This window comes from Hyalangium versicolor (assembly GCF_020103695.1).
Lineage (GTDB): Bacteria > Myxococcota > Myxococcia > Myxococcales > Myxococcaceae > Hyalangium > Hyalangium versicolor.
Genome location: NZ_JAHXBF010000001.1, coordinates 778,730 through 803,861, shown reverse-complemented (window position 1 = coordinate 803,861; position 25,132 = coordinate 778,730). Strand labels below are relative to the sequence as shown.

Genomic DNA, 25,132 nt, shown 5'->3' with positions numbered 1-25,132 from the left:
GGCGAGCGGGCTCGCAACCTCACGGCGCACGGTCAGCGCACCAGCGAGAGTTCCTGCGAGCCCGGAACGTCCACCGTCCGGATCACCGGCCCCTCTGGGGTCTCCGAGTGGAAGTTCCCCCACACCACCGTGTACCGCCCCGGCGGCAGCCCTTGCAGCGTCACCCGCTCCGAGCGGGGTTGGTAGATCATCTGCCCGTAGCTGGCGCGCATCAGCTCCGTAGGAGGACTACCCACGGCGGCCACGTTGCCCGCCACCACCCAGAGGGCCTTGCCTCGCTCCGGCCTGATGACGATCGTCAGGGAGCCGGAGCCCGGTGCCGGTCCGATGTTCAGCCGCTGTTCCGTGCCATCAATCCGCACGAGCAGCGCAGGCTCCCCCGCGAACTCGCGATCCGCTCCGAGCATGAAGCGGTAGTTGCCCGGCGCCAGATCCACGCTGTACTGGCCATCTGGCCCCGTCACCACGACCACCGGGTCTCCCCGATCCGCGTTCACCCCCTCGAGCTGATAGCCCGCCGCGGGCTGACCGCTCGCCAGGTACACGGAGCCGGACACACGTGTCGCCGGCCGCAGGATGAGCTCCACCGGCCCATCATCCGAACGGGTGAGGGCCTGCGTCGCACTCAGCCGGCCCTTGCGCGCCGACACCGAGAACTGCGCCACGTACGGTGGACTGGAGAGCGTGAACCGCCCATCCGGCCCGGAGAGCACGGACTCGTCACACACCTCGCAGCTCACCACTGCGTCCCCTACCGGGGATCCGCTCTCGTCGCGAACCAGGCCGGAGAGCGTCGGAGCCCGCTGCAGCACCAGATCGCCGAGGTCCGGCGTCACGGGCCGATCCACCATCAGTGGCTCGTACCCCTGCGCATCTACCGAGACGATGACGCGATCGCCCGCAACGGGCAGCGCCACCTCGAAGCGCCCGTCCGGCGAGGACACGTCATGCTCGTCCAGGCGGAAGCGCTTCACTGGAGCCCCATCGTCTCCCACGACCCGGCCCCGGAAGACGGGGCGGCGCTTGAGCACCACCTTCACGGGAGGCCCACCCGGGCGGCCCTCGGCCCGATCGATCTGGTCATACCCGGGGTGCCGAGCCTCCACGCGGTAGGTGCTCTCCGGACGCAGCGCGCGGATCTCGAAGTGCCCGCGAGCATCGCTCGCCACCGGCTCACCGCCGCGAGGCATCACCACCAGCGTGGCCCCAGCCACGGGCGCGCCCTGATCATCCGCCACGTCTCCCGTGATCGAGGCGCCTGGCTTGAGCTCGGCGGTAGCCTTCGTGACCTGCCCGTCCGCCACCTGCACCTGCTGGCGCTCCGAGGGCAGGTAGTCCGGATGCGAGGCCACCATCCAGAAGGTGCCCACCGGCAGGCCGCGCATGGGCACCACGCCGTCCGGCCCCGAGGGACGATCACTGCGGAAGATGCCCTGCTGATCGACCCAGAGGACGACGTCCGCACCCTCCACGCGGCGGCCCTCGGACATCACCGTCACCTCCATGGCAGCGGCCTGCTCCAGCTCCAGCCGCACCCCGGAGGCGGGCGCCGTCACCTTCACCTTGCCGCCACCCCACTCCGAGTGGTGCGCGTGCAGCTCATACAGGCCCGGCGTCGGCACCTGCGCCGTGAAGCGGCCATCCACATCCGCGAACACGCTGTCGCCCGTCGGCTGGACGAGCACGGAGACGTTGGGTGCGGGCCGACCGTACTCGTCGATCACCTGGCCGGAGATGAGCGTCGCCTGGGACATCTCCAGTTCGAGCTGCGTCTCCCCGGCCTTCACTCGCGCGGGGAGGTCCACGTCCCGGAAGCCCTCGGCATGCCCGGACAGCATGTAGTCGCCCACCGCCAGTGGCCCCAACTCCACGAGCGCTCCCGTGGCGGCCTTCTCCTTGCGGATCACCTCGCCCTTGGCGGTGCGCAGCGTCAGCTCGGGCTGAGGCACCGGCTGGCCCGCATCATCCACCACGGTCACGAGCAGCTTGCCCGCCTCCTCCAGCTCCAGCGTCACCTGGGTGACCCGCTCTTCCAGCGTGAGGATGCGAGGCGCCGAGCCCAGGTTCCCCGCCTCGGCGGTGATGACCACCTCGTCCGGGTACAAGCTGGTGAACCGTGCCGGCTCGCCCTTCGTGCGCAGCTCGCGCGACAGGTGATCGCCCTTCACGCGCACGGTGGCCGGCACGGCGGCCCCGTCGTGCACCACCCTCACCTCCAGGGTCCGAGAGGGCGTCAGCCGCAGGTTCACCGGCTGCGGGCCCGCCTCCACCTGGGCCTCCACCGAGGGCAGGAAACCCTCCGCGTTGGCGACGACGTAGAAGGGCCCCTCGCCCAGCCCGTCCAGCGTGAACACGCCATTACTGCCCGCCACCGCATCATCCGGCAGCGAAGTCCTCCGAGACACCGCGTACACATGCGCGCCCGGCACGGGTTGCCCGGCGTCATCCAGCACCTGACCGGTGATGCTGCGCAGCGGAGGCAGGTACAGCTCCACGGGCTCGCCCGGAGCGGCGCGCTGCCGCATCGCCACGCCGTACCCCGGCGCCTTCGCCCATACCGAAAAGGACACTCCCGCCAGGTGCTGGAAGCGGAACTTCCCTTGAGCATCCGTGCGCGCGGTGAGCCGCGGCGTCAGGAAGCCGTGCTCATGCTCGAAGAACGCCAGCGTCTGGAGACCACTCTCTCGCGCCGGGCAGGACAGCAGCGGCAGACCACACTCCTCGCAGCGCACGGAGGTGATCGTCTTCTGCGCGCTCGCCGCGAGGAACACCTCCGCACCGGCGATGGGCTTCCCGGACGGATCCAGCACCCGGCCCGTGAGCCCCAGCCCCTCGGCTTCTCCGGAGGACACATCCACTTCCTGGAACTCAGGCAGCGCTCGAGGCCCTGAGCCTCCAAGAGCCGCTGACTGCACGGTCCGTGAGGGCTCGGGCCGCAGCCAGAACCAGGCCGCGCCGACCACCAGGAGAGCCGCCACCCCTATGACAAGCCATTTGCGCATCGGATGCCAGACGGGACCTTAGTCCGCGGCGAGCCCGCCAACTGCCCTTCTTTACGGGAAATTCCCTGCTCGTCCTGCGCTGGACGTCCTTCCCCTTCGGGAGAAGACTCACATTTCCGCTGCTCAGTTGTGGGCAATGCCTCGGCCCTGGAGCTGGGCCCTGCACCGGACACGTCCCCGGCCCCTGTCATAGTGCCTACGCACTCCTCTGCCTCGCGCGGGGGATGCACATTCCCTGGGGGGGAACCATGAGCAATCCAACCTGGTCGCAAGACTTCCTGGACTCCATGCGGGAGCAATGTGATCCACCCGCGGACGAGGCCGTCCGCCTCCTCTTCGAGCGGGAGAAGATCACCGCGGCCAACGCCCTGATGAAGCAGCTGGTGATCAACGAGAACGTCTCCGTGGAGATGCTCGCGCCGCCGCTGAGGGATTACTTCCAGCGGAGCGGCCAGTTGCCCTCCTGGACGGACATGACGCTCGTCCACCAGGGGGAAGAGCTCTTCAGCCGCTACGGTCCCCACATCATCACCGCGCTCTTCTGCGCCTCCCTGCCCTCCTGCTACGCCGCCGCGAAGGGGGTGCAGGTGCTCCACCTCACGGCGAGGCTCGAGACCGACCCGTACCGCCGCATCATGGAGACGGCGCAGATGATCGTCGACGTCATGGCGCCGGGAGGCCTGGTTCAAGGAGGCCGCGGCGTGCGGTCCGCGCAGAAGGTCCGCCTGATGCACGCGGCCGTGCGCCACCTGATCCGCCGCAGCGGCCACTGGAACTTCGCGTGGGGACAACCCATCAACCAGGAGGACATGGCGGGCACGCTGCTCTCCTTCTCCACCGTCGTGCTTCAGTCGCTGGAGAAGATGGGCTGCGTGCTCTCGGACACCGAGCGGCAGGCCTACTACCACGCGTGGCGTGTGGTGGGATACGTGATGGGCATCGATGAGCGCTTGCTCCCGGAGCACGTGACGGAAGGCTTCCGGTTCCAGGAACTCATCCAGCGCCGGGTCTACGGCCCCACTCCCGAGGGACGCACGTTGACCCAGGCGCTCCTGGAGATGATGGAGCACTCTCTGCCCGGCAACGTCTTCGACAACATGCCGGCCACCCTCACGCGATACCTGATCGGCGATTCCGCGGCGGACCTGCTCGCGGTGCCGCCCTCGAACTGGACGCGCGCGCTCCTCGGTCCCCTCAAGGTACTCGGCTGGGTGAGCGATGACGTGGTCAACCTGCAGGGCCCCCAGGCCTCGAAGCTGATCGGACTGGTGAGCCGCAAGCTGCTCGACGGGCTCTTGTGGGTGAACCGTGGACCGGATCGGGTGCCCTTCCGCCTGCCCACCACGCTGCGCGAGTCCTGGAACGTGCAAGGCTGGGAGCGAGCCTGACGGCTACAAACCGGCTCGGGGCGGAGGCTCGCCGAGCGCCAGCACGGGCTCCCGCCCCTTCCGGTCCGCCTTGCGCTCCAGGCGGGTGATGCGGTGGCGCTGCTCCTCGGGAGACTCGGCGGTGGTGGTGAGCCGCGCGTGGTGCAGGGCTCGGGCCGGATCCTTGAGCGCATGCTCGTACAGCTTGGTCAGCGCCAGGTGGAGGGGCGCAGCCTGGGTGCCCCGAGCGGACGTGAGCGCCTGCTGGAGCAGGGCCACGGCCTCCTTCGGGTCTCCAGCCCGCCGTGACAGCTGGGCGGCCAGGGTGAGCGCCGCGACGCCCACCATGCCGCCTCCCTTCGCCGCGGCCCGAGCAAAGGACTGCGCCCGAGCGGGATCCCCTGCTCGCATCGCCACGCCCGCGAAGCCGAGCAGATCGCGCGGGTCCTCCTCCTCCGCACGGGTCGTCCGGAAGCGCCGCACCAGCTCGCCCAGCAACGCCGCCAGGAGCAGGAGATCGTTCGCGTTGTGCTCCAGCACCGGCGTGAGGGCCGAGCTGCTCCCGCCGCGCAGGAAGCGGAAGTAGAGATCCGGGATCAGCGAACCGTCCACGTCATCGACCCGGCGGTGCCCGAGGATCTGCTCCTCCAGATGCACCAGCCGCGTGCCGGAGCCGCGGTGCTTGAACACCCGCCGCGAGCAGTGCAGCAGATCGAGGTGCGGCAGCTCCGCGGGAACGGGCACGCGGTTGAGCACGAAGCGGGTGCGCAGCAGCGGCCAGTCGAAGCTCTTCCCGTTGAAGGTCACCAGACAGGAGGACTCGGCCATGCGCTCGGCCAGCACTCGAAGCATGGGGGCTTCCTCACCCAGCCGGCGCAGGAAGAGCTGATGCACCCGGAGCGAGCGATCCTCGAACCAGGCGAGCCCCACGAGAAAGGGCACCGTGCCCGTTCCTCCCGCGAGCCCGGTCGTCTCCGTGTCCAGGTAGAGCACGCGGCGGAAATCCACGCCCGCCAGCCGGGGATCCAGCGCGAGGCTGGCCACCAGCGGAGCCTCCACCTCGCACGCGCCCGCCACAGGAGCCGAGCCATGGTGGTGGTCCGGCGCGAGCACGCGCTCGGCGACGTGGACGAGCCCATGAGGCGTCGTCCGAGGCTCGGCGGGCAGCGGCCCCGGAGGCAGCGGGACCGTCGTCCTCCGGCGTGCCTGCGTGGCGCCCTGACGTTCGGCGTAATCGCCGAGCATCTTGCGCAGCGCCGCGATGCGAGGATCCTGGGGCTTCGGCGCTTCGGGCGCGGGGGCCACCGGAGCGGCAGGGACCGGCTCCGGCGCGGGAGGCGCAGGGGCAGCCACCCCCGGCTTGCCGCCAGGGCCGACACCGGAGAGCCGTGCCAGCTTGCGCTTCAGGTCCACCAGCCACCTCGCCTACTGCGTCCTCACTCCGAGCGCCGACAGGATCTCCAGGCCCAGGGCCTTGCGAGGATGAGGCTCCACCCGCACACCTCCCGGCAAGGTGCCTGCCGCCGGGCCGATGCACGCGGGACAGCCGTCCTCGCACGAGCATGACTCCAGGAGGCGCTGCGCACGCCACAGCAACTCCTGGCGCTGATCGAAGAGTCGCGCGGCCAGCCCCACGCCACCGGGCACATTGTCATAGAGGAAGATCGTCGGGTCGAACCCCACCGCCCCATCCTTGCGCGGCGGCCCGTCGGCGTCGTCCTTGCTCCCGAGCGTCTTGCCCAGATCGCGCGGATCGATCATCAACCCCACGCAGGCCACGGTCCGCATTGCATTCGCGAGCCCGCGCAGGGCATCGATGACCGCGGGGCGCGGCGCGTTCATGGAGCGCACGACCGTCTCCGGCACCGTGAGCCAAACGGAGGTGGTGTGCATCTGCATCTCCGGGAGGTTCACGTCGCCATAGCCGACGTTCTCGTGGGTGTGGAACTTGATCTTCTTGTAGCCCACCACCTTCTCGATGACGCTCACCTCTCCGAACCCCGAGCGCAGGTCCGGCCCCATGGGGGCTTCCTGATCCGCCTGGATGACGTTCACGCGGACGTAGGTCATCGCGTCGGTGAAGTAGTCGGGGGCCACCTTGCGCACGTAGGCCTTGTGGTTCTCGTAGTCGAAGCGCTCCACCTGATACTGCTCGGCCTCGTGCTGATAGATGGCCTGCTCGTGCAGCATGGTGTGCGCGGAGCGGAAGTCCATCTCGGCCAGGGTCCGATCCGTGCCCAGCTCGATGATGACCACGTTGTCCCAGCCCACGCTGCGCAGCGAGACGTGGTTGGCCGGATACGCATCCGAGGACCAGTGGAACATCTGGCGGCCCTCGGGGCCGGGGGACGGGTGCACGACCTGGTGCTGTGTGAGGAACCCGAGCGCATCGGTGGTGGCCTCTGCGGGCACGTCTCCGAACGAGTCACCCTCCTCGAAGGGCAGCTCGAAGGCGGCGCACTTCAGATGCTGGACGAGGATCTCCACATTGTCCGGATCGATGCGCGCATGCTCCACGGGAGCACCGATCAAGTGACGCGGATCGGCCGCAAGGTACTGATCCAAGGGTGCGCTGGAGGTGACGAGGAGCGCGAGGCTGCCCGCGCCTCGGCGCCCTGCCCGACCGAACCGCTGCCAGAGCGCGGCCACTGAGCCGGGATAGCCTGCGCACACCACCGCGTCCAGGGAGCCAATGTCGATGCCCAGCTCGAGCGCATTGGTGGCCACGACACAGCGGACCTCTCCGGCCCGGAGGGCGGCCTCGGTGGCGCGGCGGGTGCCTGGCAGATAACCACCGCGATAGCCCTGGATGAGCGCGGGGTCCAGCTTCTCCTCGACGAACCGGTCCCGGAGGTACTTGAGCATCACCTCGACCGAGTTGCGCGACTGGCCGAACAGCAGCGTGGACACGTTGGAGCGCACCAGATCCGCCACGAGCCGCACCGCGCTCTTGAGATAGCTGGCGCGGATGCCCAGCTCCGCGTTCACCACGGGCGGGTTGTAGACCATGACGCGGCGCTCGCCTGAAGGCGCCCCGCTCTCGGAGACGAGTTCCACGGGTCGGCCCAGCATGCGCTCGGCATGGGCCTTCGGGTTGCCGATGGTGGCCGAGGCGAAGATGAAGACGGGCGACGAGCCATGGAAGCGCGCCACGCGCTGGAGCCGGCGCAGCACGTTGGCCAGGTGCGAGCCGAAGACGCCGCGGTAGGTGTGCAGCTCGTCGATGACGACGTAACGCAGGTTGGAGAAGAGCCGCGCCCAGTTCGCGTGGTGCGGGAGGATGCCCGTGTGCAGCATGTCCGGGTTGGTGAGCAGGACGCCGCTGCGCTCACGGGCCGCCCGGCGAGCATCCCCCGGAGTGTCTCCGTCGAAGGTGATGGCTCCGTGCTCCAACCCGGCCTCGCGCAACAGCACGCGCAGGGACTCTTCCTGATCGCGGGAGAGCGCCTTCGTGGGGAACAGGTAGAGAGCGCGGGCCTGAGGCTCGCGGGCGAAGCGCTCGAGGAGCGGGAGGTTGTAGCAGAGGCTCTTGCCCGAGGCCGTGGGCGTGGCGATGACCAGGCTCTGCCCGGAGCGCGCGAGCCGGAAGGCCTCGGCCTGGTGGGAGAAGAGCTGCTCGATGCCTCGACCGCGGAGGGCCTGCCGCACGGCGGGGGCGACATCCTCGGGGATGGGGGCATAGACACCCTCCCGAGCCGGAGTCACCTCATCGAGCGCGAAGCAGGGCCAGAGTTGCTTGTCAGCGCGCCAGCCCTGGAGCACGGCGTCGAGCCCGCGAGGCCCGTGCCACGGGATGCGTCGGGCTCCCGTGAAAGCCCCCTCTTCCTTCTCAGGCTTCATGGGGTCGAGCACTGTACAGACGTGCACCCCCTGTAGCAACTGGAGTTCTCACCCTTTGGGCCTTGTCGGCCTCAAGTGTCGAAACGAAAGGCCGTCCCGGCGGCGGAAGCGCGCGTGGAGAACTGCTGGCAGAACTTCTTCAACTCCGCGTAGGGGGCGGTGGGGAGAACCTCGCGGAACTCCAGGTGGGTCACGAGGCAGAAGAACGTGACCTCCAGGTAGCTCAGGCCCCGATCCGGCGGGAGCGCGGCGAGCACGGAGCCCACGTTCTCGTCGAGCCACACCATCATGTTGATCAGCGACTGTCGCATCTTCAGCTGGTGAGGGCTGCTGTCGCCGGCTCCGCCGATCTTGGACATGACCAGCGACACCTCCGTCGACATGGCCTGAAGCGCGAGTTCCTGCGCGTTGGCCAGCACCGGCTGGTCGAGATCCTCGGGCCAGATCACGCGGGGCCTGGAACTCGACCGCCGCCAGAGCTCGCGACAGACGTTGAGCGATCCGAACCAGACCCCTTGGGGCGTCAGCAGGCTCGGGATCTTGAGCGCGGGGTTACCGCCATACTCCGCTGGATCCGAAGACAGGAGATCGCGCACGACCCGAAAGGAGTAATCGACGCCCAACTCCGCGGCGAAGATCCGCGTGATGCGCGTGAAGTGCGAACTCGAACGGCCGATGATGACGGGGGTGCCGAGTTCTTCAGATGTGCCCATATCAGACCTCCGCGAACCGCGTGCGCGTGGCGCCCATTGGAGATGCTCAAGGTACTCGACCCCCCTTCGGGACGGAACACCTGGGCATGACCCACCTTGGTAACCAGTGGCTGCGAGGACGGTCGCGGTAGGGACGGCCCTTCGTCACATGGGCTCGGGCCGCCTCCCGCACAGATCCCAGCGAGCGCTGCTCACGCACTGGGCTCTTGCTTAGGAACTCCTGACTGTGTCAGCAGTACCGAACGAAGTGGCTACTCCTGACTGTGTCAGCAGTGCCGAACCAAGCGGCTACTCCTGACTGTGTCAGCAGTGCCGAGCCGGGCACCGGTCCAGGCGGCACCGTCCGCGAGCGCGGACGGTCCCCGGAGGACTGTTCTCGTAAGTGCCCGTTTTCTCAAGATCCGGTCCGATGACTCAGCGCGGAGGCACGCGCCCACCAATCTCCGGGAAGCGCTCATACGCGCGCAAGAGCGCCTCCAGGTGCACGGGGGTGTCGAGATCCAGCGGCGTCTCTGTGAGCCGAACGACCCACCCGCCCGTCGCAGTGGGCCGCGCCCGGGAGAGCAAGTCCGCATCGCGGGCAGGGTCCGGGAACCCGATGGCCTGTGCGGTGGCTGCCGACCAGTAGTTCAGCCACCCGAGGTGATGGGGTATCGCTGGCGATCGAATGTGCTTGGGAAGGTTGAGAGCTGGGAGCCCCCGGGGCGGAAACCCTGGCTTATGCACCGGATCGATTGTCTGCCCAGCCATCTCCACCGCCGCGATGGGGGCGCACTCCAGGAACAGCAACGGCTTGGCGGAGCGCGCTGCACGTTCGGAGCTTCATTCCACATCCTTTCCTTGAAGAGGCGCGGTGTGGGCCAATGCAGGGCCGCATCTACTCGGGAGACGGCCAGGATGCCCCCCCAGAGCGCACCACGAGGCCTGCGGGCTCTGTTAGTGGAGTGTCCGCGAAGTTTTTGGACATAGTCGCTGCGGCTGTTGTCTGCCGAGAAGGGCCGATACCCAAAGGCGGGTGTGGTTCTCATCCTGAGCAGGGAAGCCACGGACTTGAGGCCCTGGCGGCGACGCATGGTACAAACCTGTTGGACAGTTGGACAGGTTCGGCTCGGTCGCTTCCGGCGGGTCCCCTCGCAAGCTCAGGTACCGATCGCGACCATGTCCAAGAACTTTTAAGACAGTCCACTAGGCGTGACGCTGCCGTTCGTGAACGGAGACTCAACGGCCCCAGAGGACGAGTCCCCAACGAAGGCATGCGCTGCGATGATGACCACCATCCTGTCGAAGCTGGCCGCGCGCGAGCGTGTGGAGTCGCTCACACCAGATCAGCGGCGCTGCCTCGCCGCCCGCCTTTACGAGGAGTGCACCGCGAGCCTGTTGGAAGCGGTTGAAAATGCGCCGGCTGGGAGTTGGGGCGACAGCCCAAGGGTGCGGCGCCTCCATGAGCCCTGGAGCAAGCCATGACCGACGACGACTGGGACAGGCCGTTTCTCACCAAGGAGGAGATGAGAGAGGCTTTCGGCGACCCCAAGGAAGTCACCCCCGAGGTAGTAGCATGGGTCAACGCGAAGGCACGCGAGCTGCGCGCCACCTCCGGGGTGGAGGGGCTCATGGAAGCCTTCGCAGAAGGGCGGCAGCGCTTCCCGAAGTGCGGCAGGACCTGGTCCCTTCTCTACTTTGCCTTCGCCAGCAACGAGGACATAACCCTGCCAGAGCCGCCGAGCGGCTCTCCCTGAAACCCTGCCGCTGCCATTCAACGACTGTCCCGCTGCCCACTGCTTGAACTCCGCACCGGGTATTACCGGCGTCGAGACGCAGCCCTACCTGCTCGGCACTGCCGGAACCGAGCCGGTCTGCGGCTCGCGCGCCGCCAATCCCGCGCCCTTACCAGCGCCCGCGCTCACCGCGCTGATCTGCAACAGTGGAGACTGGGTCGTGTACAGCAGCTTGTACGCGTTGTAGCTGCCGAGCACCTTCTTCACGTAGTCGCGCGTCTCGTCGAAGGCGATGTGCTCCACCCACTCGTCGACGTCCGCCTGGGGCAGCGCCCTCTGCCAGCGCTCCACCGCCCCAGGACCCGCGTTGTACGCCGCCACCGCATAGGCGGTGTTCCCACCAAAACGCTTGAGGAGCTGCCCCAGGTAGGCCGCGCCCAGACGAACGTTCTCGGCCGGCTCCAGGAGCTTCTGCTCGCCCAGCGCCGGAAGCTTGAGCGCCGCCGCCACCTCACGCGCCGTCGCGGGCATCAACTGGCTGAGCCCCAGTGCCCCCGATGACGAACGGGCCCGCGGATTGAAGCGGCTCTCCTGCCAGATGAGCCCCTGCAGCAAGTCCGGATCCAGCCGGTTCACCTTCGCCTGACGCTCGATGATCGAACGGAACGCGAGCGGCCACGTGGCCTCCCAGATCGGCCGGGACGCAGGGCTCAGCGGACCACTCACCTCGTCCCGCAGCGTGGAGCGCGCCACCTTGCGCGCCGCCCAACCGCGCCCCGTCTGCTGGATGACCTGGTAAAGCAACCGCCCCGGGCCCTCCTGCAACCCTCGCTGATCCACCGCGAGCAGTTCATCCACGGCGCCGCGCATCCCCATCCGCAGCAGTTCCACCCCCGCCGCGAAGTGTGCATCCCTCGCGAGCCGCCCCATCGGCAACGGCCAGACCACACTCGAGTCCGCGGCAGGCGCCGCGGCAAGCTCCACCAGGGAGGCCACTTTGGAACCAGACGCCTGGGAAGCAGGCAGCACGGCCGTGGGCGTCGCCTCCGCGACCGGCCCCACTCGCATCGACCGCCCAGGAGACAGCAACGCCAGGCGCGAGCGGGCCAGCATCCCGTACCACGTCGCAGGGCGATCATTGGCGATGCGCTCGTAGCTCGTGAGCGCCAGGTCCACCTTCTGGGACTCCATCACACGCGCAAGCCAGTACTGAGCACGCCAGAGGGCCTCGTCAGTCCGCGCGGCCTGCGGGAGCTTCTCGACCGCCAGCAACGCAGTCACCGCTGCCTCATGCTCGCCGCGACGCTGGTGCAGCCAGAACGCCCGGAAGAGGGCCTCGGAGGCGAAGTTGCCCCCAGGATAGCGCTGCGACAGCTCCTCATAGCGAGCCAGTGCCGTATCCAACTGCCCGCGACGCTGGAGGATCCAGGCCTCGAAGAAGAGCGCATCGTCGGCGTAGCCGTGCTCCGGATAATCCCGCGCCAGCGTGTCATAGGTCGCGACGGCGGCCTCTGGCTCCATCACCGACTGCGAGTAGCCCAGCAGGAACAGCGCCTGGGGCCGCACCTCCGGCAGGTCGCACTGCTGCACCACGGGCGTGAGCACCTGGATCGCCTTGCGGTGCTGCCGCTCCTTGCGCAGGGCCTCGCCGTAGATGAGGCGCGCGTTGCATGCCAGCGGATCCGGCAGCGCCGCATGCGGGAGCACCCCGTCAAGCAGTCCCATCGCCGCGGAGTTCCGATGCAAATCCAGCAGGGCCTCGGCGCGGCGCACCCGCCACTTGATGGGCAGCGGCAGCCCCTGCAATCGCCTCCGAGCCCGCTCCGCCTCATTCGACAGCGGGCTGGTGGCCCACACCTCCAGCAGCGCCCGATGCTCCGCGTTGTACTGGCCCTGCTTGCGCGCCAGATCGCACGTCTTCATCAGGGCCTGCATGCGAATCGAATCCGGCCCCCGTGCCTTGCGGCTCTCGATGAGCTCTGCCAGCGAGCCCAGCGCTCCATCGATGTCCCGCCGGCGCTCGAGCACCCGGGCCAGGCTGAAGCGGGCATCCGGATACAGCGTGGACTCCGCGCTGACCGCCCGGTACTGCGTGGCCGCCAACTCCAGATGCCGCAGCGTCTCATGGGCCTGCGCGGCTCGGAGCAGGCAGTGGTCTCTCAGCGGCACATAGTCCTCCGCCAGGGCCGAGAACTCATCCGCCGCGGTGGCGAAATCCCCCAGGTTGAACGCGGCCTGCGCCTTCAGGAAGCGGACCGGCAGCGTCTGCTCCTCCTTGTCCAGGAGCGCCCGCGTGCGCCGATAGCGGTACCGGCTGAACTCCGCCCGAGCCTGCGCCAGCGTGCCTTCCGCGAAGTACGGCGCGAGCTGCTCCAGCCCGAACATCGTCTCGTTCAGCTCTCCGTTGGAGGGCTGCGAGGCGGGCACATCGAGCAACTCCTCGAGCTGCTCCTCCGAGAGCACCTCATCCGCGGCCCCCTCCTCGCCGGGAGCCTGCGCCCAAGCCGGCCCCGCGCCGAGCACTCCCACGCACGCCACCAGCATCACCACGGCATCCGACGAAACAGAGCAACTCTTCCGAACGCGATCGAATCCGACCATGCCAGCACCCGCCCGTAGTCCTGGGCTGACATGGATGGTCACGAGTGCCGCGACCGGAATGGCCGCGGGGGCGAGGAAGGCGCGTGCCGTCGTCCAGATGATACGCAGCAACACAAGCCCCACCGCCGGTGCACGAAAGGCGACGGCTCACCCCCCTGCCCCCTTTACTCCGTGCGTAGGCAGCCATGGGAGTGAGTGGCGTGTGAACCTACCTGCGACTTCCCCGAAGGAGGTACCATTCCCAACCATGCGCTCCCCGGTGTGGGAGCCCGAGGCGAAGCATGAAGAAACGGGGGGGGCGTCATTTCATCGGCAGGCTCCGGGCCTGGAAGCGGGTCTGGGCTCGCGGCCGCACCGTGCAGTGGCTCCGTCCTCTCATGGAGTGGGTGGGGCGCTATCCGCTCCTACTCGTGTTCCCCACGCTGCCGCTGCTGTGCATCTGGGGGCGGTTCAGCGACATGGGGCTGCCCCGGCTCTTCCTCGCGGAGGATGCGCAGACCTCCTTCTATGCGGGCTTCTTCACGGCACTGCTGCTCGCCGAGGCGTGCTTCATCGGCTACCTGCTCGACGCGGATGAGGACTGGGCCATCGCCCGCCGAGGCCCGAAGCCGTGGGGCACCTCTCCCAGCGTCACGTGGTACTTCTTCGGAACGCTCACGTATCCGGCGGGGGTGGCGCTCCTCGTCATCCCGCCCCTGCGCGAGGGGGATTACCCCTTCTTGGGCGGTGTCTTCCTGGCCATGGGCATCCCGCTGGTCTGCCTGCTGCTCCTGGCGGATGGGCTGCGCAGCCGGTACCTCTCCCAGCGGGAACAGTGGCCTCGGCTCCACAGGTTCCTGGGAATGTTCACCCGGCGCTACCCGACCCAGGTCCCCGTACTGCACCTGCTGCAGTTGGGTTTCGCCGCGCTCTACGTGATCAGCTACTTCGGCTTCGCCGCGATGGTCCTGGGGGGCAACCTTTCATGGGCGACGCCGGCCGCGGTCATCTGCGCGCTCCTGGGGCTCCTCGCGGCGATCTATGGCGCGGTGCACTTCTTCTTTCCCCTCCACACCCCGGGCGCGCTGATCATCGTGGGCATCGCCCTGCTCCTGGTGACACGCATCGGCAGCGACGAGGACGTCTACGACGAGTTGCCGAACCGTGTCCCCCCCGCATACGAGGACACCAGTCTCGTCCCGCGAGAAGTGGCCGGGCTGCTGCCGGACGACCAGGCGCTGTCCGCATGGCTGAAGCAGATGCGAGAGGTGCCGCCTCCCGGCCCCCAGGGTCCCCTGACGGAGAGCTCCGTGCGCCTGTGCACTGCGGGCCCCAAGCCCCGGCTGGTCCTGCTCGCCACCAGCGGTGGAGGCATCCGTGCGGCGGTGTGGACGGCCCGCGCGCTCGAGGAGTTGGACAGCTCGATAGAAGGATTCCCCCGCTACGTGCGGCTCGTGTCGGGCGCCTCGGGCGGCATGGTCGGAGCAGGCCTGTGGGCTTCCTCGATCGATGCCACGGGCAAGGTGAACGTGCCGATGAGCCTCTCGAAGGCCATGGCGGAGGACAGCCTCTCCCCCGTGGCGCTCTCCATGCTGCTGCCCTTCGATGACGGGCGGGGCCGAGCACTCGAACAGGCCTGGGTGCGACACACCCGCGGAGTGCTCGATCAGACCTTCGACATGCTGAGGCCCGGAGAGGCCGCGGGCTGGCGCCCCTCGCTCGTCTACTCACCCATGATCGTCGAGGACGGACGCCGGCTGCTCGTGAGCAACCTGGATCTCTCCGCGCTGCTGACCTCCAGCGCCATCACCCTGGGCGCCGGAACCTCCTCCGCGACAAGCACCGCGCTGTCCCTCTCGGGACTCCAGCTCTTCCAGTTGTTCCCCGGGCGGCAGCAGGCCCTGCGCGTGGCCACCGCGGCGCGCATGAGCGCCTCGTTCCCTTATGTGAGCCCCGCGGGCCAACTGCCCACGGTCCCTCCCGTGCGCGTGGTGGACGCGGGCTACTACGACAACTACGGCGTGGACCTGCTCGCCCTCTGGATCCAGGAGCACCGCGCGTGGCTGCGCGAGTGCACCTCCGGCGTGCTGCTGATCCAGATCCGGGATCAGCTGGAGAATGGCTGGCGCACGAAGGTGGGCTTGAAGAAGCAACCGACGTTCTGGGCGCGGGTGGTGGCGGGATTCACCTCTCCGCCCGAGGCCGTCCTGAGCGCCCGCAACGCGAGCATGTCCTTCCGCAACGACGAGCTGCTCGAGCTGCTCCAGCGCGAGTTCAACGAGGCTGACTCCTGCTTCTTCACCACCGTGGCCTTCGAGCTCAACCAGCCAGCGCCCCTGAGCTGGGCCCTCTCCTCGGAGGACGAAGAGCTGATAGAGCACTGCGCCCGCGGAGAGGACTTCCAGCGCAGGCTGATCGCGGTGCGGAGCTGGCTCAAGGCCTCTCCGGAGGAGCTGGAGCTCGCGAAGCAGCAGCACCGGTGCCCGGGAGCAACGGAGGCGCCCCTTCCTCCCGCCAGCCTCACACCGGAGTAGGGAGTGTGAAGCCAGGCGGACCGAGGGCTTGGACGTTCGGACAATCCGTCCCGGCCGATCTGTGCGTCCTCGAACCCTGACTGCCTCCTTGAGGGCGGTTTGTGTCCCGGGGGTCGGCCCCTACCTTGCCCGAGTCGTTGGGGGGACTCGGACATGGACGCATCAACCCTGTGGAGCCTCGGACGGAGGCTGACGCGGTGGCGTATGCCCTTCGCCGCGCGCATCGTGCGCAAGCTGGGGCTCGTCCTCTACAACGCCTACCTCCCGGCGGACGCGGAGATCGGCGAGGGCACGGTGCTCGGCTACGGCGGCATCGGCATCTTCCTCCATCCACGCTCGCGCATTGGCCGCCACTGCGTGCTGTCGCCCTTCATCTCCGTGGGAGGCATGAAGGGCCACGAGCAGGTTCCCATCATCGGGGACTACGTGCGCATCGGTTCAGGGGCTCGCATCCTGGGCCCGGTCCACATCGGTGACTTCGCCGTGGTGGGCTCCAACTCCGTGGTGGTGCGAGACGTGCCGGCGGGCACGGTGGTCTTCGGTGTCCCGGCCCGAGTGGTGACGACGCTCACGAATCCCGTGGAGGCGTATGAGCGGGAGACGGGACGGCGTGTCTCCGCTGAAGATCGCGCACGCGCATCGCAGCCTCGTGCCCAGCCCTCCAGCACGTCTGGGACAGTCAGGCCGGAACGCAACGACCTCCGCCCTGGAGAGCAGCCCGACCTGTTCAACGAGGGAGCACCCCTGCGCGTCCCGGAGGAGGCCTCTGCCTACGAGTCCCCGCTCGGGGATGACTCGAAGCCGATCACCGAAGCCAGGGCCACCACCGAGTGAAGAGACCCTCCATGATCTCTGCGCAGTCGCTTGCCATCGACGCTCCCGCCGTCGTGGAGCAGATCACCCACGCCATCCGAACCCAGGTGCTCGGCACGCTGCGCCGACGCGGAGTCGTGGTGGGAGTCTCCGGCGGGGTGGACAGCGCGGTCGTGACGGCGCTCTGCGTCCGTGCGCTCGGGGCCGACAGGGTGCTCGCGCTCCTCATGCCCGAGCGGGACAGCTCGGAGGACGCGCTCCGCCTGGGCCGGGAGGTGGCGAACACCCTGGGCGTGGAGACGCTGGTGGAGGACATCACTCCCGCGCTCGAGGGGCTGAATTGCTACCGGCGCCAGGAGGAGGCCATCCGCCAGGTCTTCCCCGAATACGGCAAGGGGTGGCGCTGCAAGCTGTCGCTGCCACCGTTTCTCGAGGGAGAGCGCCTCAACATCTTCCAGCTCACCGTGCAGGAGCCGGGCGGCACACGACACACGAGCCGGCTACCAGCGAGCGCCTACCTCCAGTTGGTGGCGGCCACCAACTTCAAGCAGCGCGTGCGCAAGCTGCTGGAGTACTACCACGCGGATCGCCTGCACCGCGCCGTGGTGGGTACCCCGAACCGGCTGGAGTACGACCAGGGCTTCTTCGTGAAGCAGGGCGACGGTGCGGCGGACCTCAAGCCGATCGCGCACCTGTACAAGACCCAGGTGTACGCGCTGGCCGAGTGCCTGGGCATCCCGGAAGAAGTCCGCCGCCGCCCGCCCACCACGGACACCTTCTCGCTGCCACAGACCCAAGAGGAGTTCTTCTTCTCGCTGCCGTACGCGCAGATGGATCTGTGCCTCTATGCCCATGACCACGGCGTGCCGGAGGACGAGACCGCGAGCGCGCTCGGCCTGACGCCGAGGCAGGTGGTCGCCGTCTACCGGGACATCGAGGCCAAGCGGCGCTCCACCCGTTACCTGCACGAGCCTCCCCTGCTCGTCCAGCCAGTCCGGGAGGGCTGAGCATGTGCGGAATCGCGGGAATGTTCTCGCTCGAAGAGGGCATGGCACCACCAACCATCGATCAACTCAGCCGGATGGCGGCAGCCCTGCAACATCGGGGACCGGATGCCTCCGGCCTCTTCCGGGACCTGAGGACCGGACTGGCCCACACGCGGCTGGCCGTCGTGGATCCGGCGGGCGGACAGCAACCCCTGGGCAACGCCTCGGGCACGGTGTGGCTCGTCTTCAATGGCGAGATCTTCAACCACGTGGAGTTGCGCGCGGAGCTGGAGGCGCAGGGGCACCACTTCCGGACGCGCTGCGACACCGAGGTGGTGCTGCAGGCCTATGAGCGCTGGGGGCCCGCGGCCTTCGAGCGCTTCAACGGCCAGTGGGCCGTGGCGGTATGGGACGCGCGCGAGCGCAGGCTCGTGGTGTCACGGGATCCCATGGGCATCCGGCCCCTCTACCTCTGTGTCCACGAGCGGAGGCTCTACCTGGCCAGCGAGGTGAAGGCGATCTTCGCCGCGGAGCCCTCCCTGCCGCGCGAGCTGGATCCCGTGGGGCTCGATGAGACCTTCACCTTCTGGACGACCGTCGCTCCGCAGACCGTGTTCCGAGGCATCACCGAGCTGGAGCCCGGCCACACGCGCATCTACCGCGCCGGCCATCCCGTGCAGGACCACTGCTACTGGCGGCCCCGCTTCCCACCGGAGGTGGAGCCCTTCCGAGGCTCCCTCCAGGAGGCCGCCGACGCCGTGGGCCAGGCGCTCCGGGAGGCCGTGAAGTACCAGGTGACGCGGGCGGACGTGCCCGTGGGCAGCTACCTGTCGGGAGGCCTGGACAGCTCGCTCATCGCGGCGATGGGGCGCCAGAGGGTCTCAGGCCCCTTCTTCACCTTCTCCCTGCGCTTCACCGACGCGGAGTTCGACGAGACGAAATACCAGCGGCTCGTGGCCCAGCGGATCGGCAGCGAGCACCGGGAGCTCCTGGTCTCGCGAGCGGATATCGCCCAGGCCTTCCCGCACGTGATCGCGCACACCGAGCGGCCGCTGCTGCGCACCGGGCCGGTGCCTCTGTTCCTGCTCTCGCGGCTGGTGAAGGAATCCAGGCTCAAGGTGGTCCTCACCGGCGAGGGCGCTGACGAAGTCTTCGCCGGCTACGATCTCTTCCGCGAGGCGAAGGTGCGCCGCTTCTGGGCGCGGCAGCCCCACTCCACGCTCCGGCCGAGACTGCTCGAGAGGCTCTACCCGTACCTGGCACGCTCTCCTGTCTCCGAGTCCGCCATGGCGCGGCGCTTCTTCGGACGCAACCTCGCGGGCTGGCAGGAGCCGGGGTTCTCGCACGCGCCGCGGTGGCACTCCACGTCGGCCCTCAAGCGCCTCTTCAGCCCCGCGCTCCGGGAAACCCTCAAAGGACAGAGCGCCATCGACCGCCTGCGGAGCTCGCTCCCGGAGGAGTTCGGCCGCTGGGGCGCACTCGCGCAGGACCAGTACCTGGAGATGCGCACCCTGCTCTCCGGCTACCTGCTGTCCTCGCAAGGGGATCGGGTGCTCATGGCCAACTCCGTGGAGGGACGCTTCCCCTTCCTCGACGCGAACGTCATCGCGCTGGCCGCGACGCTGCCTCCCTCCTTCAAGCTGCGCGGACTGGACGAGAAGCACGTGCTCAAGCGCGCTGGCCGCGAGTTGCTGCCACCCGCAATCCTGGAGCGCAAGAAGCAGCCCTATCGCACCCCGGACGCCAGCTGCTTCGTGGAGCCCGCCGCGCGCGAGTGGGTGGAGGCCCTGCTCTCCGAGCCCGCGCTCGACGACAACGGGCTGTTCGATCCACGCGCGGTGGAGCTGCTCTGGCGCAAGTGCCTGACCGAGGCGGGCCGGGGTCCGCTCTCCAACGCGGACAACATGGCGCTGCTCGGCGTGCTGTCCACCCAGCTCCTCCACTTCCAACTGGTCCGCCGCGATCCGGAGCGGAGCCCTGCCCTGCGCAACGGCTCGCTGACAGACCTGCTGCCTCTCCCCTTGAGGGCTCTCCCATGAACGAAGCTGTTCCCCTGCTGCACGACTTCCTCCACCACTCCGCGCACAGGCTCCCGAGCAAGGGGGCGCTCGTGTGTGGAGAACAGCGGCTGACCTACGCCGATGTGGAGCACCGCTCCAATGCCCTGGCGCATGCCCTCGTGAGGCGCGGCGTCGCCCGAGGCGATCGCGTCGTCGTCTTCGCGGAGAACACCGCTGAGGCGGCCATCTCTTTCTGGGCCGTGCTCAAGGCCAACGCGGTCGTGGTGATGGTGAACGCGCAGACGCGGGCCGACAAGCTGGCCTGGTACCTCAACGACTGCCGTGCCGTCGCGCTCATCTCCGAGAGCCGCCTGTCCACCGAGTTCCTCTCCGCCATGACGCGCACGCGCCACCTGCGCTCCGTCATCATCTCCGGCCCCCTGCCCACTCCGCTGGTGGAGGGCCCCGTGCCCCTCACGGCCTGGGACAAGGCGCTCGCCGACGAGTCCCCCTCCTTCCCTCCCACTCGCCGCTCCATCGACCTGGATCTGGCGGCCATCATCTACACCTCGGGCAGCACCGGCGAGCCCAAGGGCGTCATGCTCACCCACCGCAACATGTTCGCCGCCGCCACCTCCATCTCCAGCTACCTGCGGATGGTGGAGGACGACGTGGTGCTGAACGTGCTGCCGCTCGCGTTCGACTACGGCCTCTACCAGCTCATCCTCACCGCACGCGTGGGCGCGAGGCTCGTGCTGGAGCGCTCCTTCGCCTTCCCCGCCCGGGTGCTGCTGAAGATCGTGCAGGAGGGCGTGACGGGCTTCCCTGGCGTGCCCACCGTGTTCTCGATCCTCTCGGAGATGAGGGGCCTGTGGAACCAGGACTTCTCCCGGGTGCGCTTCGTCACGAACACCGCGGCGGCGCTCTCGCCCAAGCACATCCAGATGCTCCGGGAACTCTTCCCCCAGAGCCGCATCTACTCCATGTACGGACTCACCGAGTGCAAGCGCTGCACGTACCTGCCGCCCGAGGATCTCGATCGCAAGCCCGGCAGCGTGGGCATCCCCATCCCCAACACGGAAGTCTGGGTGGTGGACGAGAACGGCCAGCGCCTGGACTCGGGCCAGGTGGGCCAACTCGTCGTGCGGGGCCCCACGGTGATGCGCGGCTACTGGGAGAAGCCCGCCGCCACCGCCGAGCGCCTCAAGCCAGGCCCGCTCCCAGGCGAGTCCATCCTCTACACCGGAGACCTGTGCCGCATGGACGCGGAGGGCTACGTCTACTTCGTGGCGCGCATGGACGACATCATCAAGTCCCGCGGAGAGAAGGTGGCGCCCAAGGAAGTCGAATCCACGCTCATGAACATCCCGGGCGTGAAGGAGACCGCCGTCATCGGCGTGCCGGACGCGACGCTCGGCCAGGCCGTGAAGGCCTTCGTGGTGCTCGAGCAGGGCGCCGCCGTCACCGAGAAGGATCTCCACCGCGCGTGCCTGCGCAACCTGGAGCCCCACGCGGTGCCCCGGTACTTCCAGCTCGTCCCGAACCTGCCGAAGACGAGCACCGGGAAGATCAAGAAGACCGACCTGAGCTGACAGCCAAGGAGGACAGGGCCATGGAGATCCATCGCGCGCTGTGGCAGTTCATCACCACCCAGTTCTACCCGGGTGAGGACTTCGTGCTGGGCGAGGACACCTCCCTGATCGACTCGGGCCTCATCGACTCGACGGGCGTGCTCGAGCTGCTCACCTTCCTCGAGTCCGAGTTCGGCATCACCGTCGACGACGCGGAGGTGGTGCCAGAGAACCTGGATTCCCTGGCCCGCATCACCGCGTTCGTCCTGCGCAAGCAGGCCGAGGCCACTCCCAAGGCCCGGCCCGCCTGAGCCCGCTCACTCCTCGGCGAAGGGCTGGACGGACTGCGCCACCGCCAGCTCCTGGCGCGCCTCGCTGAGCTCCGAGTTCGTCGCGCGAAGCCGGTCCGACAGCACCTGCACGAAGCTCCAGAGCATCTTCACCGCGAGGATGGACTCGCGCTTCATGAGGCTCATCAGGTCCGGACGGGAGATGACCATGGTCCGCGTGGGCTCGGTGGCGCGCACCGTCGCCGAGCGCGGCGCGTTGTCGATGAGCCCCATCTCGCCGAAGTGTCCACCGGCGCGCAGCTCCGCGATCTCCACGCCGTTCTTCTCGATCACCACCCGGCCGCGAATGACGACGAACAGCTCCTCGCCCGGCTGGCCCTCGACGACGATCTCCCGGCCCGCGGGGAACGTGCGCGTGGTGGCGATGGACAGCACCGCCGTCTGCTCCTTGTACGTGAGGTGGCGGAAGAGCGGGATCTTCCGCAGCGCCTCCATGCGCGACTGCGCCTCGCTCGTCTCCTCGCTGGCCACCGCGCCGTCGCCGGCCACCTTCACCACCACGGCGGTGATGTTGTCCTTGCCGCCGCGCTCGTTGGCCGTGTCGATGAGCTTCTTGGGCAGATCGCCCGCGGCCACCGAGCTCACCATCGGCAGGTACTCTTCATCCTCGACGTAGCCGTGCAGGCCGTCCGAGCAGAGGACGAAGACGTCCCCGGGCATCAGGTCGACGATCAGGGTGTCCACCTGCACGGACTCCTGGATGCCGACCGCGCGGGTGATGACGTTGCGGTATTGCGAGCTGGCCGCCTGCTCCTTGGTGATCGTCCCGGCCTTCAATTGCGCGGCCACCAGGGTGTGATCCTCGGTGAGCCGGTGGCACTGGCCGTGGCGCACCAGGTACACGCGCGAATCTCCCACGTGACCGATGACACCCTTGTTCCCGCTGAGCGCCAGGCACACGAACGTGGTGCCCATGCCGCGCTTGGCCGCGTCCGCCATGGCCATGCGGTAGATGTCCGCGCACGCCCGCTGGATGGCGACCTCCACCAGCGCCGCCGCCGCCGCACGGCTGTCCTGCGACGGGTTGGTCGCCAGATCCTTCAGCAGATGCTTGTTGGCGGTGATGTGCTGCTTGACCACCTCAGTGGCCCGAGCGCTGGCTACCTCTCCCGCGGCGTGGCCGCCCATACCGTCCGCGACGATGTAGAGACCCAACTGCGGATCCACCAGCATCGCATCTTCGTTGTGCTGGCGCTTACGGCCGACATCGGTCAAACCGAACGCTTCTGTGGTCAATGCCACTTCGATACTCCCTTGACTCCGAGGGATGACTCCGCACGTTACGCAGCAGCCCAGAGACCTGGCAAGGTCACCCCCGCAGGTCCTGCGCTCCGCCCCGTGGTCATAGGCGACACCCCCGTGTCAACGCCAGTCCGCGAACACGCCCAGGAGGAATCCACCCGCGAAGGGCCTCACCACGCTGCGGCGCTTGAAGTTGAAGGGCTCGCCATACCCGATGGCCCCCCCCAGGACAATGCTTCCGAACTGGCGGCCCACCTGAAGCCGCCCTTCAATCAACCCGACGGTGTAGCGCTCGTCCGGCAAGTGGGTCAGGTGGCCCCCGTACCAGAGCGGGCCGCCTGTCACCTGGAACCCCCAGTGCAGCCCGCCCAGCGTCTGCTGGCGGTAGCCCAACCCGATCTGGGCGGTGTTCTCGTAGAAGGAGTTGAAGGGCACATCGAACCCCTCCACGGCCGTGTCCGGCCGGGCAACCGAGTACCCCGGGCCCCCCTCCACCAGCACCACCAGCGTGTCCTTGCGCTGCTCGTAGAAGGTGAACTCCCACTGCAGGCGCGGCACGGGGGTCACCACTCCACCCCTCAGGTAGGTGCCGAGAAAGGCCTGGCGGGGCAGCCAGAAAGGCGTCCTCCCGCCTTGGTAGTAGGTTCTCTCGACAGGGGTGGAAAATACTTCGGTGCCTTGCTCGGAATCTGTCTGCGCAGCCGAGGAGAGTCCGAACAAGAGGGAAATCAGGAGCAGATGGCGTGACATGCCATCTTTACCGCCACTCCAGACGGCGCTTGTCAACGAAGTGTTGGGTTGGCTATAGCAGCCCACCTCTACCGGCTGTACCGGGAGGGTCTTTTGGCCACGTCGCTCCGGGCGTTCGTTTTCCTCGACTCACTGCAGCCGCAGCTGGCCGCGCACATCTGCACCACGTGCCGCGGCTACTTCCCCGTGCCCTACGTGGCCTCCATCTTCGTGGAGATCGCCCCCGGCATGGCCATCCACGGCCTCATCGACACGGCCCTCAAGACGACCCGTGTTCACCCGGCGACCCTGGTGGTCGAGCGTGCCTATGGGATGCTCGAGGTCCACCATGAGGACAAGGGCGAGGTGCGCAGCGCCGGAGACGCCATCCTCAACCACCTGGAGGCCAAGGAAGAGGATCGGATCAAGCCGAAGCTGGTCTCCAACACCATCATCCGCGGCATCGAGCCGATGCACGCGATGATCCTCGACAAGATCCGCTTCGGCTCGATGATCGAGCCCGGCCAGTCGCTCTTCATCCTCGAGTGCGAGCCCGCGGCGTACGCGGCGCTGGCGGCCAATGAGGCGGAGAAGGCGGCCAACGTGAAGCTGGTGGACGTCACTCCGTACGGCGCCTTCGGCCGGCTCTACATGGCGGGCGACGAGGCGGAGATCGACGCGGCGGCGGCGGCGGCGGTGGCGGCGCTCAAGGGCATCACCGGCAAGGAGCCGGCGTCCTTCAAGGACAAGTGATTCAGTTGCACCCCGGGCCCGTACGGCCGGCGTGATGTGGTTTCACCGCAACAGCGGAGAGGAACGAACAGATGGCGGATGCACTCGGGCTGATCGAAACGAAGGGCTTCGTCGGCATGGTCGAAGCGGCGGACGCGATGGTGAAGGCGGCCAAGGTGGAGTTCGTCGGCTACGAGAAGATCGGCGGCGGCTACGTGACGGCCATCATCCGCGGCGACGTGGCGGCGGTGAAGGCGGCCACCGAGGCCGGAGCCCGCGGTGCCGAGCGCGTGGGTGAGCTGGTTTCCGTGCACGTGATTCCGCGCCCGCACGGCAACCTGGACCAGGTCCTGCCGCTGGGCCGCAAGGGCAGCGCCAAGGTGGAGAACACCTGAGCCCTTGGACCTTCTCCTTCACGGAGGGGGTCCGGGTGAGCCAGCCAGGAGCCGCGCATGTTGATGGGCATGGTGGTGGGGACGGTGGTCTCCACACGCAAAGAGCAGGAGCTCGAGGGCCTGAAGCTGCTCGTGCTGCGCGGCATGGACCTGGAGGGCAAGGTGAACGGGCCGGTGGTGGTGGCGGTGGATGCGGTGGGAGCGGGCGTGGGCGAAGTCGTGCTCTACTGCTCCGGCTCCAGTGCCCGGCAGACCCAGGTGACGAAGGACCGCCCCGTCGACGCGACCGTCATGGCCATCGTCGACCAGTTGGAAGTGGGCGGAACACTGAAGTACGTCAAGGAGTAGGCACCCCATGCCAGTCGTGAAAGTCCGGGCCCCCAAACGCGTGGCCACAGGCGACTCCCTGGTTCGCAAGGTGACCGAGACGACCAGCGACCTGCTCGCGCAGAGCGACCGCGTCCTCGTCGTCTACGACAAGGAGACCGCCAGCATCTATTACGAGGGCTCGGAGTCCCAGCCCTCGCTCTCCCGCACCTCGTGAGCGAAGCGGCGGGCGCCCT

The 25,132-nt window shown here is 68.3% G+C and carries 21 protein-coding genes; 13 read left to right on the top strand and 8 right to left on the bottom strand.

Translation table 11 applies throughout. The features are described from left to right. Nucleotides 1–32: 32 nt before the first annotated feature. Nucleotides 33–3,002 (bottom strand): carboxypeptidase regulatory-like domain-containing protein, encoded by a 2,970-nt coding sequence (locus KY501_RS02805; RefSeq protein ID WP_224360878.1) that lies wholly within the window; start codon nt 3,000–3,002, stop codon nt 33–35. A gap of 248 nt (nt 3,003–3,250) precedes the next feature. Between KY501_RS02805 and KY501_RS02800 the strand changes: the two genes are divergently transcribed. Beyond that, nucleotides 3,251–4,390 (top strand): oxygenase MpaB family protein, encoded by a 1,140-nt coding sequence (locus KY501_RS02800; RefSeq protein WP_224360877.1) that lies wholly within the window; start codon nt 3,251–3,253, stop codon nt 4,388–4,390. A 3-nt stretch (nt 4,391–4,393) separates the two neighbouring features. Here the strand turns inward: KY501_RS02800 and KY501_RS02795 are convergent, their stop codons facing one another. From KY501_RS02795 to KY501_RS02780, 4 genes are all read right to left on the bottom strand, one after another. Further along, nucleotides 4,394–5,782, bottom strand: coding sequence for a ribonuclease H-like domain-containing protein (locus KY501_RS02795; protein WP_224360875.1), 1,389 nt, complete (start codon nt 5,780–5,782; stop codon nt 4,394–4,396). A gap of 12 nt (nt 5,783–5,794) precedes the next feature. After that, nucleotides 5,795–8,209 (bottom strand): DEAD/DEAH box helicase, encoded by a 2,415-nt coding sequence (locus KY501_RS02790; protein WP_224360874.1) that lies wholly within the window; start codon nt 8,207–8,209, stop codon nt 5,795–5,797. 71 nt (nt 8,210–8,280) lie between these two features. Continuing rightward, nucleotides 8,281–8,922 carry a glutathione S-transferase N-terminal domain-containing protein gene (locus tag KY501_RS02785; protein WP_224360873.1) on the bottom strand — a complete coding sequence of 214 codons (642 nt, stop codon included), beginning with the start codon at nt 8,920–8,922 and terminating at the stop codon, nt 8,281–8,283. A 414-nt stretch (nt 8,923–9,336) separates the two neighbouring features. Then, nucleotides 9,337–9,672, bottom strand: coding sequence for a DUF5953 family protein (locus KY501_RS02780; protein ID WP_224360871.1), 336 nt, complete (start codon nt 9,670–9,672; stop codon nt 9,337–9,339). Nucleotides 9,673–10,185: 513 nt separating this feature from the next. On the opposite strand from KY501_RS02780, the gene KY501_RS02775 reads away from it, so the two are divergent. Further along, nucleotides 10,186–10,386: a hypothetical protein gene (locus KY501_RS02775; protein ID WP_224360870.1), complete on the top strand. Its 201-nt coding sequence runs from the start codon at nt 10,186–10,188 to the stop codon at nt 10,384–10,386. Continuing rightward, nucleotides 10,383–10,658: a hypothetical protein gene (locus KY501_RS02770; protein ID WP_224360868.1), complete on the top strand. Its 276-nt coding sequence runs from the start codon at nt 10,383–10,385 to the stop codon at nt 10,656–10,658. The genes KY501_RS02775 and KY501_RS02770 overlap by 4 nt, the downstream gene beginning before the upstream one ends. An 84-nt stretch (nt 10,659–10,742) precedes the next feature. On the opposite strand, the gene KY501_RS02765 is transcribed toward KY501_RS02770, so the two are convergent. Then, entirely contained in the window at nt 10,743–13,181 is a 2,439-nt protein-coding gene (locus KY501_RS02765) for a lytic transglycosylase domain-containing protein (protein ID WP_373691546.1), read from the bottom strand. A 338-nt stretch (nt 13,182–13,519) separates the two neighbouring features. On the opposite strand from KY501_RS02765, the gene KY501_RS02760 reads away from it, so the two are divergent. From KY501_RS02760 to KY501_RS02735, 6 genes are all read left to right on the top strand, one after another. After that, entirely contained in the window at nt 13,520–15,751 is a 2,232-nt protein-coding gene (locus tag KY501_RS02760; protein WP_224360865.1) for a patatin-like phospholipase domain-containing protein, read from the top strand. A gap of 153 nt (nt 15,752–15,904) precedes the next feature. Then, nucleotides 15,905–16,585: a serine O-acetyltransferase gene (locus tag KY501_RS52975; RefSeq protein WP_255635727.1), complete on the top strand. Its 681-nt coding sequence runs from the start codon at nt 15,905–15,907 to the stop codon at nt 16,583–16,585. Between the two features lie 11 nt (nt 16,586–16,596). Next, the gene (gene nadE / locus KY501_RS02750) at nt 16,597–17,571 is read left to right on the top strand and encodes an NAD(+) synthase (RefSeq protein ID WP_224360864.1); all 975 of its coding nucleotides are present in this window, start codon (nt 16,597–16,599) and stop codon (nt 17,569–17,571) included. Nucleotides 17,572–17,573: 2 nt separating this feature from the next. Next, entirely contained in the window at nt 17,574–19,589 is a 2,016-nt protein-coding gene (gene asnB, locus KY501_RS02745) for an asparagine synthase (glutamine-hydrolyzing) (protein WP_224360863.1), read from the top strand. Further along, entirely contained in the window at nt 19,586–21,142 is a 1,557-nt protein-coding gene (locus KY501_RS02740) for a class I adenylate-forming enzyme family protein (RefSeq protein ID WP_224360861.1), read from the top strand. Before asnB ends, KY501_RS02740 begins: the two co-directional genes overlap by 4 nt. 20 nt (nt 21,143–21,162) lie before the next feature. Further along, nucleotides 21,163–21,432, top strand: a complete 270-nt coding sequence (locus KY501_RS02735) for an acyl carrier protein (protein ID WP_224360860.1) — start codon at nt 21,163–21,165, stop codon at nt 21,430–21,432. Between the two features lie 6 nt (nt 21,433–21,438). Here KY501_RS02735 and KY501_RS02730 read toward each other — a convergent pair whose 3' ends face one another. Next, complete coding sequence (locus tag KY501_RS02730) at nt 21,439–22,713, bottom strand: Stp1/IreP family PP2C-type Ser/Thr phosphatase (RefSeq protein WP_224360858.1); 1,275 nt, start codon at nt 22,711–22,713, stop codon at nt 21,439–21,441. Nucleotides 22,714–22,833: 120 nt separating this feature from the next. Further along, a complete protein-coding gene (locus tag KY501_RS02725) occupies nt 22,834–23,271 on the bottom strand; it encodes a hypothetical protein (RefSeq protein WP_224360856.1) in 438 nt (145 codons plus the stop codon). Between the two features lie 285 nt (nt 23,272–23,556). Here KY501_RS02725 and KY501_RS02720 point away from each other — a divergent pair, with 285 nt between their 5' ends. The 4 genes from KY501_RS02720 to KY501_RS02705 all read left to right on the top strand — a co-directional run bounded on the left by KY501_RS02720 (nt 23,557) and on the right by KY501_RS02705 (nt 25,113). Continuing rightward, nucleotides 23,557–24,195: a BMC domain-containing protein gene (locus KY501_RS02720; RefSeq protein ID WP_224360854.1), complete on the top strand. Its 639-nt coding sequence runs from the start codon at nt 23,557–23,559 to the stop codon at nt 24,193–24,195. A 71-nt stretch (nt 24,196–24,266) separates the two neighbouring features. Further along, nucleotides 24,267–24,569: an ethanolamine utilization microcompartment protein EutM gene (eutM, locus tag KY501_RS02715; RefSeq protein ID WP_224360853.1), complete on the top strand. Its 303-nt coding sequence runs from the start codon at nt 24,267–24,269 to the stop codon at nt 24,567–24,569. A gap of 57 nt (nt 24,570–24,626) precedes the next feature. After that, the gene (locus KY501_RS02710) at nt 24,627–24,917 is read left to right on the top strand and encodes a EutN/CcmL family microcompartment protein (RefSeq protein WP_224360852.1); all 291 of its coding nucleotides are present in this window, start codon (nt 24,627–24,629) and stop codon (nt 24,915–24,917) included. Between the two features lie 7 nt (nt 24,918–24,924). Further along, complete coding sequence (locus KY501_RS02705; protein ID WP_224360851.1) at nt 24,925–25,113, top strand: hypothetical protein; 189 nt, start codon at nt 24,925–24,927, stop codon at nt 25,111–25,113. Nucleotides 25,114–25,132: the final 19 nt, after the last annotated feature.

Bases quoted from the DNA above. Each gene is read 5' to 3' on its own strand.
- KY501_RS02805 (WP_224360878.1), bottom strand. From the start codon at position 3,002: ATGCGCAAATGGCTTGTCATAGGGGTGGCGGCTCTCCTGGTGGTCGGC.
- KY501_RS02800 (WP_224360877.1), top strand. From the start codon at position 3,251: ATGAGCAATCCAACCTGGTCGCAAGACTTCCTGGACTCCATGCGGGAG.
- KY501_RS02790 (WP_224360874.1), bottom strand. From the start codon at position 8,209: ATGAAGCCTGAGAAGGAAGAGGGGGCTTTCACGGGAGCCCGACGCATC.
- KY501_RS02785 (WP_224360873.1), bottom strand. From the start codon at position 8,922: ATGGGCACATCTGAAGAACTCGGCACCCCCGTCATCATCGGCCGTTCG.
- KY501_RS02780 (WP_224360871.1), bottom strand. From the start codon at position 9,672: ATGGCTGGGCAGACAATCGATCCGGTGCATAAGCCAGGGTTTCCGCCC.
- KY501_RS02775 (WP_224360870.1), top strand. From the start codon at position 10,186: ATGATGACCACCATCCTGTCGAAGCTGGCCGCGCGCGAGCGTGTGGAG.
- KY501_RS02770 (WP_224360868.1), top strand. From the start codon at position 10,383: ATGACCGACGACGACTGGGACAGGCCGTTTCTCACCAAGGAGGAGATG.
- KY501_RS02765 (WP_373691546.1), bottom strand. From the start codon at position 13,181: ATGCTGGTGGCGTGCGTGGGAGTGCTCGGCGCGGGGCCGGCTTGGGCG.
- KY501_RS02760 (WP_224360865.1), top strand. From the start codon at position 13,520: ATGAAGAAACGGGGGGGGCGTCATTTCATCGGCAGGCTCCGGGCCTGG.
- KY501_RS52975 (WP_255635727.1), top strand. From the start codon at position 15,905: ATGGACGCATCAACCCTGTGGAGCCTCGGACGGAGGCTGACGCGGTGG.
- nadE (WP_224360864.1), top strand. From the start codon at position 16,597: ATGATCTCTGCGCAGTCGCTTGCCATCGACGCTCCCGCCGTCGTGGAG.
- asnB (WP_224360863.1), top strand. From the start codon at position 17,574: ATGTGCGGAATCGCGGGAATGTTCTCGCTCGAAGAGGGCATGGCACCA.
- KY501_RS02740 (WP_224360861.1), top strand. From the start codon at position 19,586: ATGAACGAAGCTGTTCCCCTGCTGCACGACTTCCTCCACCACTCCGCG.
- KY501_RS02735 (WP_224360860.1), top strand. From the start codon at position 21,163: ATGGAGATCCATCGCGCGCTGTGGCAGTTCATCACCACCCAGTTCTAC.
- eutM (WP_224360853.1), top strand. From the start codon at position 24,267: ATGGCGGATGCACTCGGGCTGATCGAAACGAAGGGCTTCGTCGGCATG.
- KY501_RS02710 (WP_224360852.1), top strand. From the start codon at position 24,627: ATGTTGATGGGCATGGTGGTGGGGACGGTGGTCTCCACACGCAAAGAG.
- KY501_RS02705 (WP_224360851.1), top strand. From the start codon at position 24,925: ATGCCAGTCGTGAAAGTCCGGGCCCCCAAACGCGTGGCCACAGGCGAC.